The following is a 16,822-nucleotide window of genomic DNA, read 5'->3' on the forward strand; positions in this document are numbered from 1 at the left end:
TAAATCTTTAAAATTAAAATTTCACGAATTCGCATCTATTCTAAATTAAATCATCATTTTGAAAAAAATTAAAAGAAAAAATAAATTTCTACGCAACCTTTTTAAAACTCAGCCATCTACAAAATATAACCTATTAAAATAATATAATGAAAAAATTAATGTTGAGCTTATTTATAGCTTTTGGATTGAGTGCATGCTCTTTAGGAAATGATGATTTAAATGTAGATTGTGGAGCTAGTAAAGAACTTCCTTTTGCAGGTTATCCGCTTTTGTGCAATTACGCAGTTAAAACTTACCCAGATAATCCGGCTGCTGTAATAGTAACATCTCAAGAAAAATTGGATTTCCTTTTCACTAAACATGAAAACACATGCCCGATTGCAACTGACCCAAATATAGATTTTAATAAAAACATGATAGTTGGAATTTTTTCAGGTGTCAAAGCGACAAGCGGATATTCGATAAAAATGACTTCAGTAGTCGAAAACAACTGCGAAATTTTAATTAGTTATTTCGAAAGTGGTCCTCAATCTGGAGAAGCAACTAATGTAGCTCCAACATATCCTTCGGATTTTATTATACTTCCAAGATCTTCTAAAACAATCATTTTCAGTAAAACTACCGAAAGTCCAGATAATATTATTATCGGAAGCTATTTTGGAAATTGTTCAGGTTCTGATTGTCAAAACTTCTTTCAACTAAATGATTTCAACATTCTAAAATTAACTAGTACAGCTCCTGGAAACTTCAATTTTAATCAGTCTGCTTATTTTGCAAAAACTAAAAGAGGTGAATATACTGCATTTGGAAAAATTATTCCTTCAGAAATTTTAAGCTTAAAAGGACAAAATAAAACATTTGGAACACCAGATTCAGCAAACCAAGGTGGTGTCTTTTTCCAATGGAAACAGGGTGCAACTACAACTAAAATTTTTCTTGACAACAACGATACAGCAGATCAAAGTACAGATGTCATCACTTTCAAAAGAGCGATTAAAGATAAAATCACAAATCTAAAATAATCTGATTATGAAGAAACATTTTTTATTTCTTATAGTTTTTGGACTTTTTACCACTGCCTATTCAATTGATTCTTCCAATTTAAATTCGGGTTCAATTGTAAATACCTGGATTTGGGAAAAATCAGTTGGCGGCGCAAGCAATCCCTATACAGCAACACCAAAAACTGCTGGTTTTAACAAAAAAGTAATTTTTACTTCAAACGGAAGAGTTATCACTTATAAAAATGATGTCGAAATTAGAAACAGCTCTTATGAAATAGGAAAAGGAATTGGGTTTTCTGATCAAGCAGAACACGACCTAATTACCTTTGAAGGCAAAACATACGTAATAGAAAATCTTGATAATCAAAACCTAACCATTGTAAGCAACAATCAGGATGCTGCGCGCAGTATCTTTAAAAGATAGTTTTTTAAGTTTATATAAACTATTTTTGCAAAACCAAACAATACCACTTTTTTGAAAGACGATTTAGAAAAATACATTAGGCTCTGCATGCAGAATAACCGAGAAGGACAGCTGAAAATCTATCAGCTGTTTTCTCCGGTTTTATATGGTATATGCTTAAAGTATATGAAAAATGAAGATGATGCGAAGGATGTTTTTCAAGAAGCATTTGTAATTGTTTTTCAGAAAATAAGCCAATATAAATTTGAAGGAAGTTTTGAAGGCTGGCTAAAACGGATTTTCATCAACAAACTCATTGAAACTTTAAATAAGAAGAAAAAAGAAAGTTTCTTTTTAGATGTTTTTGATCCTGATACTGATTTTATTGAAGAAGAAGAATTAGAAACAATTCCGATAGAAAAAGAAAAACTATTAGAATATATTCGGGATTTACCCGATCAATACAGGACGGTTTTCAACTTATATGTTTTTGAACATATGAAACATAAAGAAATAGCCGAATTATTGAAGATTTCAGAAGGAACATCAAAATCAAATTTAAACAGGGCAAAGGGAATTTTGCAGAAAAGGATTTTGAGCATAAAAAATTTTAAAATAGCATGAAGAAGCATAAAATAGAAGATATTTTTTCATCATTGGAAGACTTTTCGAGTGTTCCGCCACCAGAACTTTGGGCTGGTATTGAGGAAAAACTAGACAAACCTAAAAAGAAAAAAAGAGTGATTCTTTGGTGGTCGGCTGCGGCATGCTTATTATTATGCTTATCACTTCCTGCAGTTCTGTCTGATTCGGGCAATAAAATTGGCAATGGTACTTCTTTAGAAAAAAACAATGTAGTTCTTGATGAAAATAAAAATGGTGAAAACCATAAAAAATCGACTTCAACAGAAGATCAAAATTCGGAAAACAATAACGAAGGAATTTTAAACACAGATTCTGAAAAGGTTACAAACCCTACAAACAATTCGATTGTAAATCAAACGAAAGAAACAGCAGTTGCTGAAAATAATTCAGAAACAGAAAATACTTCTAAAACTGCACGTTCAAAATCAAATGTTTCAAAATCAAACATTATAAATAGCAATACAAATCAGGCTGTCGCCGATGGAAAAACTGCTAAAGAGAAAAACGATCAATTTTCTGTTAGTGGAAATCAAAAAATAAACTCAGAAAAACAAATTTCGAATCAGGCGGTTGCAGTTAAAAATTATAATTCAGCGAAAGAAAATAGATTTAATTCAGCTGATAAAAATCAATTAAATGCTTCAGAAACTCAGAAATTAAACACTGAAAAAAATAATTCAAATCAAGCTGTAGCAGTTAAAAGTTACGATTCAGAAAAACAAAACAGGTTTAATTCAGCTGAGAAAAATCAGTTTAACACTTCTGAAAATAAAAAATCAAACAACGAAAAAGGAAATTCGAATCAGGCTGTAGCGTTTAAAAATTATACTTCTGGAAAACAAAACGGGTTTAATTCAGCGGGAAAAAATCAATTTTCTGAAAATGAAAAAAGAAATCTTGACAAAGTTTTGGCTGAAAAAACATTTACAGGCAAAACAACGAATTCATTTAATTCGACTTCAAAAACCCAACTTCCAAATTCTGTTTTTGAAAACAATTTAAATTCGAATGCAAATAATGTCGCTTTAAATCCTTCGAAAACAAATTCAACGGAAAGAAAGCCAAATATGCTGAGTGAAAACAAAAAGGAAACTTTAGACAGGACTCAGAAATCAGAAAATGCGATTGCTGAAAACACTCAAAAAAATAATTCAAAAAACAACGAGGTTTTAACCAAGCAAGATTCTATTCAATTAATAGAGCTTCAAAATATTCAGTCTGGACTCGCAACTTTTTTAGAGCCTAGAGAAAAAGAAAAGAAACCTAAAACCGCTTCAAGTGGTGAGAAATGGGCAGTTGAAGTTTTTGCAGGCGTAGCAAGTTCTGAAAACTATAAAAATGACAAAACGCTGGGCAACGTCAACGATTCCAAACAAAGTAACAGTTATGGAGTGAAAACGAAATACAAGCTCAACAAAAAATGGGCTGTAGGTTCTGGATTTAAAATAAATGAATTAGGACAAAGTGTTGCAAATGTTTCATATATTAGCACGAAAAATAATGCATTTTTAGGAACCAGTGATTATTTAATACAAAATGCGACCGTTCCTCAGATTGCAACAAACGAAAGTTATGTACTGGTTTCTAATACCACAAGAAATGCACTGAATAGTAATAATGTTCAGAGTGGGAACTTAGATCAGAGCTTGAAATATATCGAAATGCCATTAGAGGTTTCGTATGCTGTTTTTTCAAAAAACAAAGCAAGTATAAGTTTAAATACGGGCGGATTTGTTGGAAAATTAATTGGAAATAGTATTGCTATTGATGGAACTTCGATTGGTGAAAACGCAAACGCAAATAGTTTTGTTTACGGACCAACTTTAAGCAGTACAGTACAATATCGAGTTTATAAAAAAACAAATATTTTTGTAGAACCAGCTATGAATTATTATATGAATCCTTTGAGCAGTCAGTCTTTCAATCAATTCCAATGGGGATTGAACTTTGGATTGAATGTTTCATTTTAAAAAAATTATTAACTATTTAAACCCCAAAACCAACGTAACCCCCTAAACCTACATAATTTTGAAAACAAGCCTAAAAGCAAGTCTTCTCAAAATGATCGTAAAAAACCATTGGTCGAACCACAAATCTTTCCCCAAGGATTTGATTTTAGCCAAGGAACTGGTTTATGATTGTTTTGATTTTGATTGCACTCAGCCGCAGCAGGAAAGTGAAAGCATTGATTACAGTGCCTATCGCTTCCAGATGAATGAAAAAAACATTTGTTATCGTGAGGCTAAAATCACTCCAGCCAAAACCGGGCAGTTTGTCACTTTGTGGAAACGAAGCAGACTTGGACTGATCGAGCCTTTTGATCATTCTGATGCCATCGATTTTGTCATCTTAAGTGTCCGAAAAGATAATCTCTTGGGACAATTCATTTTTCCAAAAAATGTTATGCTGGAAAAAGCCATTTTTTCTTCAAAAACAGAAGAAGGAAAAAGAGCCATCAGAGTTTATCCGCCTTGGGATGAAACTGAAAGCAAACAAGCCAAAAAAACACAGCAATGGCAATTGGATTATTTTTATCCAATAGTTCCTGAACCTGATTTTGACGCTTTTAAAAAATTGATTTCCTATTAATAAAAAAGGCTGCCTGGTAAAACAGACAGCCTTTTTCACTTTTATATTTTAAAGTTAAATCGCAGTATAACCTCCATCTGCAATAATATAACTTCCTGTTGTAAAAGACGATTTTTCAGAGCTCAAAAACACAACCAGATCTGCAACTTCCTGAGCAGTTCCAAGTCTATTCATTGGTGCTTTTGCTTCAACGGCATCCATCAAATTTTGAGTAAGATTATCTTTCAGCGAAGCCGTTTCAATATAACCGGGACCAACGGCATTACAGCGAATATTTTTCAATGCATATTCTGCCGCAATATTTTTAGTCAATCCCACTACTCCATGTTTTGATGCAGTATAAGCTGGACTGTTTGGCGCTGCAACCTGACCATGAATTGAGGCAATATTAACAATGCTTCCTCCACCATTTTTTTCCATTTGCTCTAACTGATAACGGCACGCATAAAAAACACCGCTTAAATTAAGCGCAATTACACGATCCCAGGCATCAGGTTCGTATTCTCCGGTTGGTTTTGCTGGCCCGCCCATTCCGGCATTATTACAGGCAATATCAAGTCGGCCGTATTTTGAAACTGTCACCTCAACCATGCGCTTATTATCACTTGCGGTCGACGAATCACCTTTTACAAAAAAGGCTTCGCCTCCACTGTCTTTTATAATTTTTACGGTTTCTTCACCATGTTCAACATTAATATCCGAAAGGACCACTTTTGCTCCTTCTCGAGCATAAGCTTCTGCAACCGCGCGCCCAATTCCTGAACCGCCACCAGATACAAAAGCCACTTTGTTTTCTAAAAGTGCCATATTCTTGTAATTTTAAATTGTCTTTACAATTTACGAAGATAACACGCAACGAGAGCAGTAAAAACGGAGTTTACAATAACATTAACTAGATATGCTAATCAAATGTTATTTAACGCTAAAACGGCTTCTTTTTAAGAAAAAATCCGTAATGTTTTAATTCTCTCCATCCAATTTCATGTTTCCTCGATCTTCATGACTTTCGGGATATGAATTTGGATAACGGTTTGGTGTTATGTCTGAATTCCTGTCTTTATTCTCTATTGTTTTTTTAGCTTCTTCATCTGTTTCTACACCACGATTAGCATTTGGATTATTTGGACTTATTTCATCGGCAACTTTTTTAATTTTCTCATTTTCGTTTCTTGCTCTTTCCACAACTTCTTTATTTCCCTCTTTATCTGCAATAATTTCTTTTTTCAAATTGGCAGATTCTGACTTTCCATCGTGCGAAACATTTTTGCCTTTTGTATCATCAACATTTTTCTGTACTCCATTTATTTTTTTTGTACCTAAATTATTCGTTTCCATAACTTTATTCATTTAGAGTTCTTTCTATAATATTACGAATTCCTCACTTGAAAAATTTACGACTTGATCTTGCTTTTGTTTTATAATTGCCATCTTTTCGAAATTTATTACCTTTAATGATAGCAACTTAACATTCGAATTATTATGAATTTCTTCAAAATCAAAACCTGTTGGTCAAATGCCGAATTCATTCTTATAAAATTATGTATGGCTTCAATTTATATTTTGGCCGGAAGCTATTTTCATGAATTTTTCCAAAACTATTATAAGGTTTTGCTTGTCGTTTTCGGGATAACTGTAATTTGGTTTGTGTATCAATGGCTCAAAAAAATGAAAGCATAAAAACTTTACCCATTAATTTTGCCAAAGAAACTATCTTTGCAAAAAATTAAAAATGCACAGACACTTTATTCTTTTTAAACCGTACGGCTATTTGAGCCAATTCATTTATGAATTAAAAAGAAAGAAAAAACTTTTGGGCGAATTGCATGATTTTCCCGAAGGAACAATGGCAATTGGAAGACTTGATGAAGATTCTGAAGGATTGCTTTTGCTGACAACCGACGGTAATATGAGCGAACTCGTTCGAAGCAAAAAGGTCGACAAAGAGTATTATGTTCAAGTTGATGGATTAATTACTCCTGAAGCGATAGAACAATTGCAAAAAGGTGTCGAAATTGGACTTGATGGCGGCAAATACAAAACAAAACGTTGTAAAGCTTTTATTGTTACTGAAATTCCGGATTTTGGAGTGAGAGCTAAAAAAATTCGTGATGAACGTCATGGTCCAACTTCCTGGGCATCAATCACAGTCAGAGAAGGAAAATTTCGTCAGGTTCGAAAAATGACTGCTGCAGTTGGTTTTCCAACATTACGCTTAGTTCGTGTTCGAATTGGTAATGTATATTTGCAAAACCTAAAAGCGGGAGAAGTTCTTGAAGTTTTAGATTTTCAATTAGATAATTAGAAAATATGGCAATTAGATAATTACTAAACTCATAATTCATAACTCATAATTCATAACTCATAATTCATAACTCATAATTCATAACTCAAAAAAAATGCTAAACGTTGTTCTTGTAGAACCTGAAATACCTAATAATACCGGAAACATTGGAAGATTATGCGTTGGTACAGAAAGCCGACTTCATTTAATTCATCCTTTCGGATTCGTAATCAATGACAAAAACCTGAAACGTTCAGGATTAGATTATTGGGTGCATCTTGATGTAACGGAATATCAAAATGTCGAAGAATGGATGCAACAGATTCCAGATAAATCTCGTGTTTTTTTAATGAGTTCGCATGCCGAAAAATCATATTTAGAAACTGATTTTCAAGATGGCGATTGGCTGGTTTTCGGAAAAGAAAGTGTTGGTTTAAGCAAAGAAGTTTTGGCTTTATTTGAAAATCATTTAACGATTCCAATGTCAAAATTGATTCGTAGTTTTAATATTGCTAATTCTGTGGCTTTTGTGGTTGGAGAAGCGAAAAGACAAATTTCGTTGCAAAAATAATATGAGGCCGCTTATTGACGAAAATAATCTTAATTATTCTAAGGATTTTTTGATTTATTATACAAGAGGAGAAATCCTTGAGAGAATATTTTATGTAACTGGAGCTCTTATAGGTCTTCTTTATTTTTATATCCAAAGCCAGCTTATTTTAGTTTCAATATTTTTTTTCGTTTTTGTTTTTCAAATCCCTCTACTTATTAAATCCATAAAAAGAATTGATGAAATTCAGTTTATAATTAATTCCAAAGGAATCCAGTATAAAGAGGATATTTTGGTCCCGTGGAATAACATTGAAAACGAAAGAACTATCTCGGTAAACAATGGTTATAAAAGAGGCCGCACAGAATATTTCATCTACTATATTATCGAATCTGACCAGATAATGAAATTTGATCTTGGTGAATTAAGTACAGACGCAACTGAATTAAGCATTGTTCTTACTGTTCAACGAAATAGATTTAAGAAAGAAAACAATATAATTTAAACATTAATTTTCCCTTTTTAACCCCAAAAAACTAAAATGACCGAAACTGTAACCGTAGAACAAGCTTTAAAAAAAGGCAGATGGCAATTAAAACATTTGCCAATGATTGTAACTTTTGGCATCATTGGAGGAGGAATTTACCTTTCCTATGCAAAAACATTTGAAGGTTGGATCATTCCCGTCGGATTTGTATTAGGCTTTTTATCTGGATGGCTCGTGTGGAGTTATTTTGTCAATCAATGGAAAATTTGGGCTTTCGAAAATGTTAGAAATGTCCACGAATTACAGCGAAAGGCAGTTGAAGAAAAATTGATTTGGGAAAGCGGAAGCTGGTTTGAAAAAACAGAATTTAAAAATTATCAGCAAAAGCAGAAATTAAAACAGTTAGAGAAAAAGTTTCTTGAAAAAGACATTTTTAAAGATGACATTTCAGTACCAAAAGAAACGGTAATTTTTTACTCAAGAATTGCTATTCTTTTTTTATTAGTACTTTCTCTAATAATGAATATATCGGGCATTTACTTTCTATATGAGAAAGAATATTTAGGGTTATTTCTCTTAGGAATAGGTGTTTATTTAACTTATGATAATGTTAAAAAATTAAGAGACAAAAGTCCTCAAATTATAATTAATGCCGAAGGAATAAAACTTAAAGATGAAAAACTTGTTAAATGGAATAACATCCGAAATGACAGAGTTTATACAGAAATAAGAGGGAAAAATTCCACAACCTATTTGGCATTTAATCATGAAAAGATTGATATTGGAGAATTGGACATAAAAACTAAGGACTTAGAAAAAATGCTTCATGTGTATCGTGTCCGTAATGAAAACACTCTTTAGGTCACAATAAATTTTCCTTTTTCTGAATCAAAAATAATATGTTCATCTTTGAATAAAGAAGCAAAACTTCCATTCGAAATTAAATTACATGGCTGATCTTGAACTATGTTTTCAGGCGTCATGACAATCATTTCATCACTTAACTGAATTGCAAGATCAATATCGTGGGTAGAAAACAAAATGCATTTTTCTGTTTCCTGCGTCAGTTTTTTCAATAGTTTGAATAATGAAACTTTATGAAGCAAATCCAGATGGGTTGTTGGTTCATCCAAAATGATTAATGGTGTATCCTGCGCAAGTGCTCTTGCAATTAAAACTTTCTGCAATTGTCCATCGCTTATTTCAAAATGCTTCTTTTTTGCTAAATGCGTAATTTGAGTTAAGGCTAAAGCTTCATTTACTTTTACAACATCTTCAGGATTTAAAGTTCCTATCCAATTCGTATAGGGCTGACGTCCCAACGCAACCAATTCAAAAACAGAAAGATTACTTGGCGGCAATTTTTCAGTTAAAACCAAACTTAAATTCTGCGCTAATTCTAAAGGTTTGTATGCCGAGATATTTTTTTCATTCAAATAAACATTTCCAGACAATGGTTTTTGGATTCCGGTAATTGTACGAAGTAAAGTCGATTTTCCAATTCCGTTTGCTCCAATCAAAGTAATGAGTTTTCCTGATGCTAAATTTAGATTTAGATGCTCAGCAATGGTCGTAACTCCTTTCTTGGATTTGTACCCAATATTTAAATTTGAAGTAGTTAAAATGTTTTTCATTTTTAAAGATTCTGAGTTACTAAGATCCTAAGCTTCTAAGTTTAAAAATAATCCGTTTAATCTGTGCAATCTGTGGCTAAAAAAATTACTGAAAATTTCTTTTTCGGACTAAAAGCCAAATTACAACTGGCGCACCAATTATAGAAGTTATTGCATTTATTGGAAGCGTCACATCAAATCCTGGCATTTGTGAAACGATATCACAAAATAGCATTATTATAGATCCAAAAAATAATGTACTCCAAAACAATATTGTATGATTGCTTGTTTGAAAAACCAGTTTTGCAATATGCGGCACTGCAAGTCCGATAAAAGCAATTGGTCCTGCAAAAGCCGTAATACTTCCTGATAAAATACTCGTAGCAAATATGATGATCAACCTTGCTTTTTTAAAGTTCAGCCCCATGCTTTTTGCGTAATTTTCACCCAAAAGCAATGCATTTAAAGGTTTTATACTACTTGCACTTAAAATCAAACCAATTCCGACGCAAACTGTCAAAATTACGATAGTTCCCCAAGAAAGATTTCCAAGACTTCCCATTGACCAAAAAGTAAATTTTTGAAGTTGTTCTGCTGTACTAAAATACGTCAGGACACTCACAATTGCCGATGTAAAACTTCCAAACATCAAGCCCACAATCAAGATTGCCATTGTGTCGCGTAATCTTTGTGAAACTACTAAAACCAAAAGCAAAACTAATGTACTTCCAAAAGTAGATGCAATCACAATTCCGTAAGATGACAATGCTATTACCTGTAAAAAAGAAGGCAAAAATCCTGCTCCAAGAATCACAAAAGCAACACCCAAACTTGCACCTGAACTCAGTCCTAAAACATAAGGTCCGGCTAACGGATTTCTAAATAAAGTCTGCATCAAAAGTCCGCTGATTGAAAGTCCTGTTCCAACTAAAACCGCCGTAATTGCTTTTGGCAAACGATAATTGATAATAATATATTCCCAAGTCGATTTTGTCGCTTGTCCACCTGTTAAGCTCGCAAAAACATCTTTTAGCGGAATTGTAACAGATCCTAAACTAATGCTCGCAAAAAACATAAGTAAAAGTCCCAAAGACAAAACGACAAATAAAATGGTATTTCGTTTTTTGTTTGCCAATTTAATTCAGTTTTGATGCAAAAGTAAATTCATAACCCGTCAATAAATCCGGATGAAAAATCTTGATATAATCTTTTAAAACCAAATCCGGTCGACTTGGTGATAATTCATAAAAAATCGTTCCGCCAGTTGCACCAAATTTACTTTCTAACGAATAAACCGTTTTATTTTTAAAAGCATCAAATTCACCATAATGCGGATTCGCTTTCTGCAATTCTTCTAAAGTTTTAAAAGAACCTGAAACCACCCAAACATTTGCACCTTTTGCTTTATCCAGCACTTTTTCAAAAGACAAACCTTCACTTCCGGTTCCTTTTAAATTGCTCCATAAATAATCAGCTTTTGCATCTTTCATAAATTGCGCAACCCAGCTGTTTCCTTTGGCTACATACCAAACATCTTCATACATAGAACCGTATAAAACTTTTGTTGTTGCCGGTTTATCTGCTACTAATTTTATGGCTTGATTATAACTTTCAACAATTTTATCAAACAATTCTTTGGCTTTGTCTTCTTTTCCAAATAAAGTTCCGTAAAGCTTAATCCATTCGGCTTTTCCAAGTGGAGACTGCTCCATCCAATCGCCCTGAATCAAAACATTCAAACCGCTTTTTTTCAAATTATCCAACATCGGATTATTGTTGTCAACTCCAAAAGTCACAATCAAATCTGGTGATAATTCAATAAGTTGCTCAATATTTAATTTTTCATTTTGTCCAACATTTTTCACTGAACCTTTATCAATAAGTGCTCTTGTTTTTTCAGACGAAATATAATCGGTGTGTGGAAAACCAACCAATTTATCTTCAACTTCCAACATTTCCAAAAACGGAATATTTGTTGTCGAAGTAACCACTACTGATTCTAATGGCACTTTTATTGTTGTATAAGTTTGAAGGCTGTCTGGAACTTTAGCATCTTTCTCTTTTAAAACATATTTAAAATCCTTATTTGCATTAGGCCAGGGATTTGAGATTGTAACTACAGAATATCCTTCTTGTTTTACGATAGAAAGCCCTGAAGCGAATTCGATGCTATTTTTTGCAGTTTCTGATTTTACGGTTTCAATATTCTCACTTTTTTTACAACTTGTAAGAATAAAAAAAGAAAGAAAAAATACTAACTTAGGTAAATAAAATTTCATATTTAACGTTTTGGATAGGGACAAAGGTAAATCATTTTCTGATTTTTTTGTTTACTTTTATTCTTACAAAATTCAACAAATTGTATCTTTACATTATGAATACCACAAAAACAAAAATTTGCTCAAGCTGTGAAACTTCTTTCAGCTGTGGAGATATTTCAGTTGAAAACAAATGCTGGTGCAATGATTATCCACCTATTTTTAATCTTTCAGAAGGAGGCGACTGTTTGTGTCCAGCCTGTTTCAAAGAAGCCTGCGAAGATAAAATTGACGCTTATATAGAAACAATAACTCCTGAAAAAGCTTTAAAAAACAAAGCCGCATTGTTGCCTAAAACAGAAAAACTTATCGAAGGCATTGACTATTACATGGAAAATGGCAATATGGTTTTTAAAACCTGGTATCATCTCAAAAGAGGCAAATGTTGTGGAAACGGTTGCAGACATTGCCCCTATTAAATTATTAATTATAAATTGTTAGTTGTTAATTATGAAAAACAATGTCGTTAAAAATAAAAGCTTTGATTTCGCAATTCGTATTGTCAAATTAAATCAACATCTAAACAACAACAGAAAAGAATTTACTCTTTCTAAACAACTTTTAAGATCTGGAACAAGTGTTGGCGCAATGATTCGGGAAGCTGAACATGCAGAAAGTAAAAGCGATTTTATTCATAAATTTGCAATAGCACAAAAAGAAGCTAATGAAACCGTTTACTGGTTGGAGTTATTAAAAGCAACAGATTATCTTAACGAAAAAGAATTTGATAACATTCATCGCGATGCGATTGGAATTTTAAAATTAACAACAAGTATTTTGAAGACTTCAAAAAACCAATTAGTAGCAAAACAAACCCAAAAAATTAACAATTAACAATTAATAATTAACCATTATAAATGATTTATTTAATTACTGGTGGTGAAAGATCAGGAAAAAGCCATTATGCACAAAACTTAGCTTTACAACTTTCTGATTCGCCTCTTTATGTTGCAACAGCGAGAAAATGGGATTCCGATTTTCAGAATCGTATTGATCGTCATCAGCAAGAACGTGACGGGCGCTGGACCAATATTGAAAAGGAAAAATATTTAAGCGAAATTGATTTTTCAGGAAAAGTGGCACTTATTGATTGCGTCACGCTCTGGCTGACTAACTTTTTTGTTGATACTAAAAATGATGTTTCTTTGTCTTTAGAAGAAGCCAAAAAAGAATTTCTTTCGATTGCCAATCAGGAAAATGCCACATTAATAATTGTGACCAACGAAATTGGAATGGGTGTTCATGCCGATACTCACATTGGCAGAAAATTTACAGAACTCCAAGGTTGGATGAATCAGTTTTTAGCCTCAAATGCTGATGAAGTTTTCTTGATGATTTCTGGAATTCCGGTTAAAATCAAAGGGGAAAATTCCAAATTTTAAATTCCAAATTCCAATATACTAAAGTACCTTTACAAAAAAAGGATAATCACATTCACAATGAATTTGGAATTGGGGATTTAAAAAAATTGGAATTTATGACTAGTTTAGATGATATCTTAAAATCACGCCGCGACACACGACATTTTACAGCCGATGAAGTTCCTGACGAAGTAATCCAAAAAGCTTTGCAGGCAGGACATTGGGCACCTTCTGTTGGGTTAACGGATGCTACCAGATATTATCTCATAAAATCTTCTGAAGTCAAAACAGCTATTAAAAATCTGTTTTTAAATTACAATAAAAAAGCCGAAGAACTTACCGATAATCCAGAACAAAAAGAACTTTACAGATCCCTAAAACTGGAAGCAATTGAAGAAGCTCCAATCGGACTTATCATTGCTTATGATCGTTCGGTTTTGAATCAATTTACAATTGGAACTGTTGGCAGCAATGAAGCGGTGAAATTTAGTTCGGTTTGCGCGGCACAGAATATTTGGCTTTCGCTTACAGAACAGGGTTATGGCATGGGCTGGGTTTCTATTTTAAACTATTATCAGTTTAAAAAAATTCTTGATTTACCCGAAAATATTGAGCCTCTTGGTTATTTCTGTGTTGGAAAACCGGCAACAAATTATAACAATCAGCCAATGTTACAGCAGTTGCATTGGAAACAAAAATCGGAAACGCCAATTTGTACAGAAATTCAAAATATAAACGAAAGTTCTGTTTCAGAAATCACAACTAATTTCACATCAAAAAATAAAATTGCAACCGATTTTGATAAACTTCTTCAAGAAAAGATAGATTCGAAAACAAAACCAATTGGCGCTTTAGGAACTTTAGAAACACTCGCTTTTCAAATAGCGACAGTTTTTGAAACTTTAACTCCGAAAATCACAAATCCAAATATGGTTGTTTTTGCCGCTGATCACGGAATTGCTAATCATGGCGTAAGCGCTTATCCGCAAGATGTGACACGACAAATGGTGAATAATTTTCTAGACGGAGGCGCGGCAATAAATGTTTTTTGCAAACAAAACAATATTCAATTATCAATTGTAGATGCTGGTGTCAATTATGATTTCCCAACAAATGCAAAACTGATTGACGCTAAAATTGCTAAAGGAACACAATCTTTCCTGCATGTACCCGCCATGAGCCAAACGGAACTTCAATTGTGTTTTGAGAAAGGAAAATCAATCGTTGAAGAAATTGCCAAAACAGGTTCAAACTGCATTGGTTTTGGTGAAATGGGAATTGGAAACACTTCAACAGCTTCGGTTTTAATGAGTCTTTTGACCGGTTTTCCTATTGAGGAATGTGTTGGAAAAGGCACAGGAGTTGTCGATGAAAAATTAATTCAGAAACAAAATCTTCTAAAAAAAGCAATTGAAAATTATTCCGGTCAAGCCGAATTGAAAGAACAATTGGCTTTCTTTGGCGGTTTCGAAATTCTACAAATGGCAAGCGGAATGCTGACTGCCTTCGAAAATAAAATGCTGATTCTAGTTGACGGGTTTATTTGCAGTACCGCATTTTTAATTGCAACCAAAATGAATCCTGAAATTATACAAAATGCCGTTTTTTGTCATTGCTCTGCTGAGAATGCGCATCAAAAATTGCTTCAATACTTGAATGCAAAACCTATTTTAAATCTGGATTTGCGTTTGGGAGAAGGAACCGGCTGTGCAATTGCTTTTCCAATTTTAAAATCAGCAGAGGCTTTTTTGAATGAAATGGCTAGTTTTGAAAGCGCTGGGGTTAGTCGCAAATAATATTCTGTTTTATAAAATAATTATGCTGCTTTAATGATGATTTATTCTCATTTTTGTCATTTCGACGAAGGAGAAATCTCCACAAGTAACTCCTCAATGCATATCGCCAATCTTTGTCGAGCTACTCGCGGAGATTTCTCCTTCGTCGAAATGACATACTAAATAGAAAAACAATAATTAATGAAAAAAGAACTCCACATCTTCTTTACCTGTTTAATGTTTTACACCCGAATTCCATGTCCAAAAAACATTACGCATCATCCTGATTATTTAAACAAAGCCACACGATATTTTCCTTTTATCGGTTGGATTGTCGGAAGCATCTCATTTCTGGCTTTTTACCTTTTTTCGTTATTTCTTTCTATAGAAACCGCTGTAATTTTTGCAATTATCGCGTCTATTCTAACAACCGGAGCATTTCATGAAGATGGTTTTGCAGATGTTTGTGATGGTTTTGGCGGCGGCTGGACCAAGGAAAAAATCCTGATGATTATGAAAGACAGTGCAATTGGAGCTTATGGAGCAATTGGACTTGTTTTATTGTTTTTGGCCAAATTCAAATTGCTTTCAGAATCTCTTCTAATTTTCAAAAATGACAATAACTATTTTCTACTATTCTTGTTATTTATTTCAGCTCATTCTTTAAGCCGTTTGGCTGCAATCAGTATTATTTTTACTCATGAATATTCAAGAGATGATGCTTCAAGCAAAAGTAAACCGATTGCAAAACAACATACTTGGAAAGAAATTTTTGGATCTTTTTTCTTCGGATTGCTTCCGTTGCTGGCACTCTCCTATTTCTCTTTTGAGATAAAAACAATTTTGATTTTAATTCCTGTTTTTTTGACTAGATATTTTTTAGCAAGATATTTTCAAAAATGGATTGATGGCTATACGGGCGATTGTCTTGGCGCAACACAACAAGTCTGCGAAGTTATTTTTTATTTAAGTCTTCTTTTTATATGGAAATTTATCTAGTTCGCCACACCGAAACAGTTTGTGAAAAAGGAATTTGCTACGGACAATCAGATGTTGATATTGCAGCTCCTTTTAATATCATTTTTGATGAAATTGTTTCACAATTGCCTTCTGAAGCAATTATTTATTCTAGTCCGTTAAAGCGTTGTGCGACTTTGGCAAAACACATTCAAAATAACATCAAAAGCATTTCCTATCACGAAGATGACCGATTAAAAGAGATGAACTTTGGCGATTGGGAACTCAAAAACTGGAACGAAATTCCGTCTGAACAACTCAATCCCTGGATGGAAGATTTCGTGAATATCAAGGTTTCAAACGGAGAATCTTTTGTGGAATTGCATGATCGGGTTGGCGACTTTTTGTTGAACGAAATTTCGAAGAACATAAAACATCCCATTATTATTGTTGCACATGCCGGAATCATCAGAAGTATCTTATGTCATCAAACTTCATTGCCTTTGAAAGAAGCTTTTCAAAATAAAGTTGATTTTGGTCAAGTCATTAAAATTGAGCTTTGACAACGCTTTTGTTCAGAATTTATCAGAAAAGGTAAAACAAATTTGAAAATTCAATAATTTTAACTTTATCTTTGCGCAAAATTAAGGTTGTGTTTTAATAAAAAACACATTAAAAGGGAATCAAGTAAAATCTTGAGCTGTACCCGCAACTGTAAGCTTAATTCTGAAAAGAATGCTTGTTGTTATCTACAAACCACTGTCACGCCTTGCGTGATGGGAAGGCAAACAACAAGACGCAAGCCAGGAGACCTGCCTTTGAAACAAAGATCGAACTCT

General features: G+C 33.2%; 21 protein-coding genes and 1 riboswitch. Of the genes, 16 read left to right on the plus strand and 5 right to left on the minus strand.

What is annotated here, in order from left to right:
- The first annotated feature begins 146 nt into the window (after positions 1-146).
- Genes GQ47_RS14015 through GQ47_RS14035 form a run of 5 tightly spaced genes read left to right on the plus strand, consistent with a single transcriptional unit; the run spans position 147 to position 4,641 of the window.
- Positions 147-1,022, plus strand: coding sequence for a protease complex subunit PrcB family protein (locus GQ47_RS14015; protein ID WP_035649639.1), 876 nt, complete (start codon positions 147-149; stop codon positions 1,020-1,022).
- Positions 1,023-1,029: 7 nt separating this feature from the next.
- Positions 1,030-1,428, plus strand: a complete 399-nt coding sequence (locus GQ47_RS14020; RefSeq protein WP_035649640.1) for a hypothetical protein — start codon at positions 1,030-1,032, stop codon at positions 1,426-1,428.
- Between the two features lie 51 nt (positions 1,429-1,479).
- A complete protein-coding gene (locus GQ47_RS14025; RefSeq protein WP_035649643.1) occupies positions 1,480-2,031 on the plus strand; it encodes an RNA polymerase sigma factor in 552 nt (183 codons plus the stop codon).
- Positions 2,028-4,022 carry a hypothetical protein gene (locus GQ47_RS14030; RefSeq protein WP_035649645.1) on the plus strand — a complete coding sequence of 665 codons (1,995 nt, stop codon included), beginning with the start codon at positions 2,028-2,030 and terminating at the stop codon, positions 4,020-4,022. Before GQ47_RS14025 ends, GQ47_RS14030 begins: the two co-directional genes overlap by 4 nt.
- A 58-nt stretch (positions 4,023-4,080) precedes the next feature.
- Positions 4,081-4,641 carry a MepB family protein gene (locus tag GQ47_RS14035; protein WP_238567990.1) on the plus strand — a complete coding sequence of 187 codons (561 nt, stop codon included), beginning with the start codon at positions 4,081-4,083 and terminating at the stop codon, positions 4,639-4,641.
- A gap of 54 nt (positions 4,642-4,695) precedes the next feature.
- Here the strand turns inward: GQ47_RS14035 and GQ47_RS14040 are convergent, their stop codons facing one another.
- Together GQ47_RS14040 and GQ47_RS14045 are read right to left on the minus strand one after the other, a co-directional pair.
- Positions 4,696-5,448, minus strand: coding sequence for an SDR family NAD(P)-dependent oxidoreductase (locus GQ47_RS14040; protein ID WP_035649651.1), 753 nt, complete (start codon positions 5,446-5,448; stop codon positions 4,696-4,698).
- A gap of 153 nt (positions 5,449-5,601) precedes the next feature.
- Entirely contained in the window at positions 5,602-5,976 is a 375-nt protein-coding gene (locus tag GQ47_RS14045) for a hypothetical protein (RefSeq protein ID WP_035650634.1), read from the minus strand.
- A 144-nt stretch (positions 5,977-6,120) separates the two neighbouring features.
- Here GQ47_RS14045 and GQ47_RS14050 point away from each other — a divergent pair, with 144 nt between their 5' ends.
- The 5 genes from GQ47_RS14050 to GQ47_RS14070 all read left to right on the plus strand — a co-directional run bounded on the left by GQ47_RS14050 (position 6,121) and on the right by GQ47_RS14070 (position 8,820).
- Positions 6,121-6,318 carry a hypothetical protein gene (locus GQ47_RS14050; RefSeq protein ID WP_035649654.1) on the plus strand — a complete coding sequence of 66 codons (198 nt, stop codon included), beginning with the start codon at positions 6,121-6,123 and terminating at the stop codon, positions 6,316-6,318.
- Positions 6,319-6,370: 52 nt separating this feature from the next.
- Positions 6,371-6,943 (plus strand): pseudouridine synthase, encoded by a 573-nt coding sequence (locus tag GQ47_RS14055; protein WP_035649657.1) that lies wholly within the window; start codon positions 6,371-6,373, stop codon positions 6,941-6,943.
- 94 nt (positions 6,944-7,037) lie between these two features.
- Complete coding sequence (locus GQ47_RS14060) at positions 7,038-7,493, plus strand: tRNA (cytidine(34)-2'-O)-methyltransferase (RefSeq protein WP_035649659.1); 456 nt, start codon at positions 7,038-7,040, stop codon at positions 7,491-7,493.
- Position 7,494: 1 nt separating this feature from the next.
- The gene (locus GQ47_RS14065; RefSeq protein ID WP_035649660.1) at positions 7,495-7,977 is read left to right on the plus strand and encodes a hypothetical protein; all 483 of its coding nucleotides are present in this window, start codon (positions 7,495-7,497) and stop codon (positions 7,975-7,977) included.
- A gap of 36 nt (positions 7,978-8,013) precedes the next feature.
- Positions 8,014-8,820 carry a hypothetical protein gene (locus tag GQ47_RS14070; protein WP_035649663.1) on the plus strand — a complete coding sequence of 269 codons (807 nt, stop codon included), beginning with the start codon at positions 8,014-8,016 and terminating at the stop codon, positions 8,818-8,820.
- Here GQ47_RS14070 and GQ47_RS14075 read toward each other — a convergent pair.
- The 3 genes from GQ47_RS14075 to GQ47_RS14085 all read right to left on the minus strand — a co-directional run bounded on the left by GQ47_RS14075 (position 8,817) and on the right by GQ47_RS14085 (position 11,851).
- Positions 8,817-9,593: an ABC transporter ATP-binding protein gene (locus tag GQ47_RS14075; protein ID WP_035649666.1), complete on the minus strand. Its 777-nt coding sequence runs from the start codon at positions 9,591-9,593 to the stop codon at positions 8,817-8,819. The genes GQ47_RS14070 and GQ47_RS14075 overlap by 4 nt on opposite strands.
- 85 nt (positions 9,594-9,678) lie before the next feature.
- On the minus strand, positions 9,679-10,647 hold the full coding sequence (locus tag GQ47_RS14080) for an iron ABC transporter permease (protein WP_051951595.1): 969 nt from the start codon (positions 10,645-10,647) through the stop codon (positions 9,679-9,681).
- Positions 10,648-10,708: 61 nt separating this feature from the next.
- Complete coding sequence (locus tag GQ47_RS14085) at positions 10,709-11,851, minus strand: ABC transporter substrate-binding protein (RefSeq protein ID WP_035649669.1); 1,143 nt, start codon at positions 11,849-11,851, stop codon at positions 10,709-10,711.
- A 95-nt stretch (positions 11,852-11,946) separates the two neighbouring features.
- Here GQ47_RS14085 and GQ47_RS14090 point away from each other — a divergent pair, with 95 nt between their 5' ends.
- From GQ47_RS14090 to cobC, 6 genes are all read left to right on the plus strand, one after another.
- Positions 11,947-12,309, plus strand: a complete 363-nt coding sequence (locus GQ47_RS14090; protein WP_035649672.1) for a DUF5522 domain-containing protein — start codon at positions 11,947-11,949, stop codon at positions 12,307-12,309.
- A gap of 31 nt (positions 12,310-12,340) precedes the next feature.
- Positions 12,341-12,724 (plus strand): four helix bundle protein, encoded by a 384-nt coding sequence (locus GQ47_RS14095; protein ID WP_035649673.1) that lies wholly within the window; start codon positions 12,341-12,343, stop codon positions 12,722-12,724.
- Positions 12,725-12,747: 23 nt separating this feature from the next.
- Positions 12,748-13,272 carry a bifunctional adenosylcobinamide kinase/adenosylcobinamide-phosphate guanylyltransferase gene (gene cobU, locus GQ47_RS14100; RefSeq protein WP_035649675.1) on the plus strand — a complete coding sequence of 175 codons (525 nt, stop codon included), beginning with the start codon at positions 12,748-12,750 and terminating at the stop codon, positions 13,270-13,272.
- Between the two features lie 95 nt (positions 13,273-13,367).
- Positions 13,368-15,047: a nicotinate-nucleotide--dimethylbenzimidazole phosphoribosyltransferase gene (cobT, locus tag GQ47_RS23200; protein WP_081909356.1), complete on the plus strand. Its 1,680-nt coding sequence runs from the start codon at positions 13,368-13,370 to the stop codon at positions 15,045-15,047.
- 180 nt (positions 15,048-15,227) lie between these two features.
- A complete protein-coding gene (locus GQ47_RS14110) occupies positions 15,228-16,025 on the plus strand; it encodes an adenosylcobinamide-GDP ribazoletransferase (RefSeq protein WP_035649677.1) in 798 nt (265 codons plus the stop codon).
- Positions 16,010-16,546: an alpha-ribazole phosphatase gene (gene cobC, locus GQ47_RS14115; protein WP_035649679.1), complete on the plus strand. Its 537-nt coding sequence runs from the start codon at positions 16,010-16,012 to the stop codon at positions 16,544-16,546. Before GQ47_RS14110 ends, cobC begins: the two co-directional genes overlap by 16 nt.
- 67 nt (positions 16,547-16,613) lie before the next feature.
- Positions 16,614-16,818: riboswitch (cobalamin riboswitch) on the plus strand.
- Positions 16,819-16,822: the final 4 nt, after the last annotated feature.

Origin of the sequence: Flavobacterium sp. ASV13, from assembly GCF_000745775.1 — a bacterium.
Classification (GTDB): Bacteria; Bacteroidota; Bacteroidia; order Flavobacteriales; family Flavobacteriaceae; genus Flavobacterium.

Coding starts and splice junctions, on each gene's coding strand:
- cobC (WP_035649679.1), top strand. CDS start 16,010: ATGGAAATTTATCTAGTTCGCCACACCGAAACAGTTTGTGAAAAAGGA.
- GQ47_RS14085 (WP_035649669.1), bottom strand. CDS start 11,851: ATGAAATTTTATTTACCTAAGTTAGTATTTTTTCTTTCTTTTTTTATT.
- GQ47_RS14090 (WP_035649672.1), top strand. CDS start 11,947: ATGAATACCACAAAAACAAAAATTTGCTCAAGCTGTGAAACTTCTTTC.
- GQ47_RS14020 (WP_035649640.1), top strand. CDS start 1,030: ATGAAGAAACATTTTTTATTTCTTATAGTTTTTGGACTTTTTACCACT.
- GQ47_RS14040 (WP_035649651.1), bottom strand. CDS start 5,448: ATGGCACTTTTAGAAAACAAAGTGGCTTTTGTATCTGGTGGCGGTTCA.
- GQ47_RS14065 (WP_035649660.1), top strand. CDS start 7,495: ATGAGGCCGCTTATTGACGAAAATAATCTTAATTATTCTAAGGATTTT.
- GQ47_RS14060 (WP_035649659.1), top strand. CDS start 7,038: ATGCTAAACGTTGTTCTTGTAGAACCTGAAATACCTAATAATACCGGA.
- GQ47_RS14015 (WP_035649639.1), top strand. CDS start 147: ATGAAAAAATTAATGTTGAGCTTATTTATAGCTTTTGGATTGAGTGCA.
- cobU (WP_035649675.1), top strand. CDS start 12,748: ATGATTTATTTAATTACTGGTGGTGAAAGATCAGGAAAAAGCCATTAT.
- GQ47_RS14055 (WP_035649657.1), top strand. CDS start 6,371: ATGCACAGACACTTTATTCTTTTTAAACCGTACGGCTATTTGAGCCAA.
- GQ47_RS14045 (WP_035650634.1), bottom strand. CDS start 5,976: ATGGAAACGAATAATTTAGGTACAAAAAAAATAAATGGAGTACAGAAA.
- GQ47_RS14080 (WP_051951595.1), bottom strand. CDS start 10,647: ATGTTTTTTGCGAGCATTAGTTTAGGATCTGTTACAATTCCGCTAAAA.
- GQ47_RS14070 (WP_035649663.1), top strand. CDS start 8,014: ATGACCGAAACTGTAACCGTAGAACAAGCTTTAAAAAAAGGCAGATGG.
- GQ47_RS14075 (WP_035649666.1), bottom strand. CDS start 9,593: ATGAAAAACATTTTAACTACTTCAAATTTAAATATTGGGTACAAATCC.
- GQ47_RS14110 (WP_035649677.1), top strand. CDS start 15,228: ATGAAAAAAGAACTCCACATCTTCTTTACCTGTTTAATGTTTTACACC.
- GQ47_RS14030 (WP_035649645.1), top strand. CDS start 2,028: ATGAAGAAGCATAAAATAGAAGATATTTTTTCATCATTGGAAGACTTT.
- cobT (WP_081909356.1), top strand. CDS start 13,368: ATGACTAGTTTAGATGATATCTTAAAATCACGCCGCGACACACGACAT.
- GQ47_RS14050 (WP_035649654.1), top strand. CDS start 6,121: ATGAATTTCTTCAAAATCAAAACCTGTTGGTCAAATGCCGAATTCATT.
- GQ47_RS14095 (WP_035649673.1), top strand. CDS start 12,341: ATGAAAAACAATGTCGTTAAAAATAAAAGCTTTGATTTCGCAATTCGT.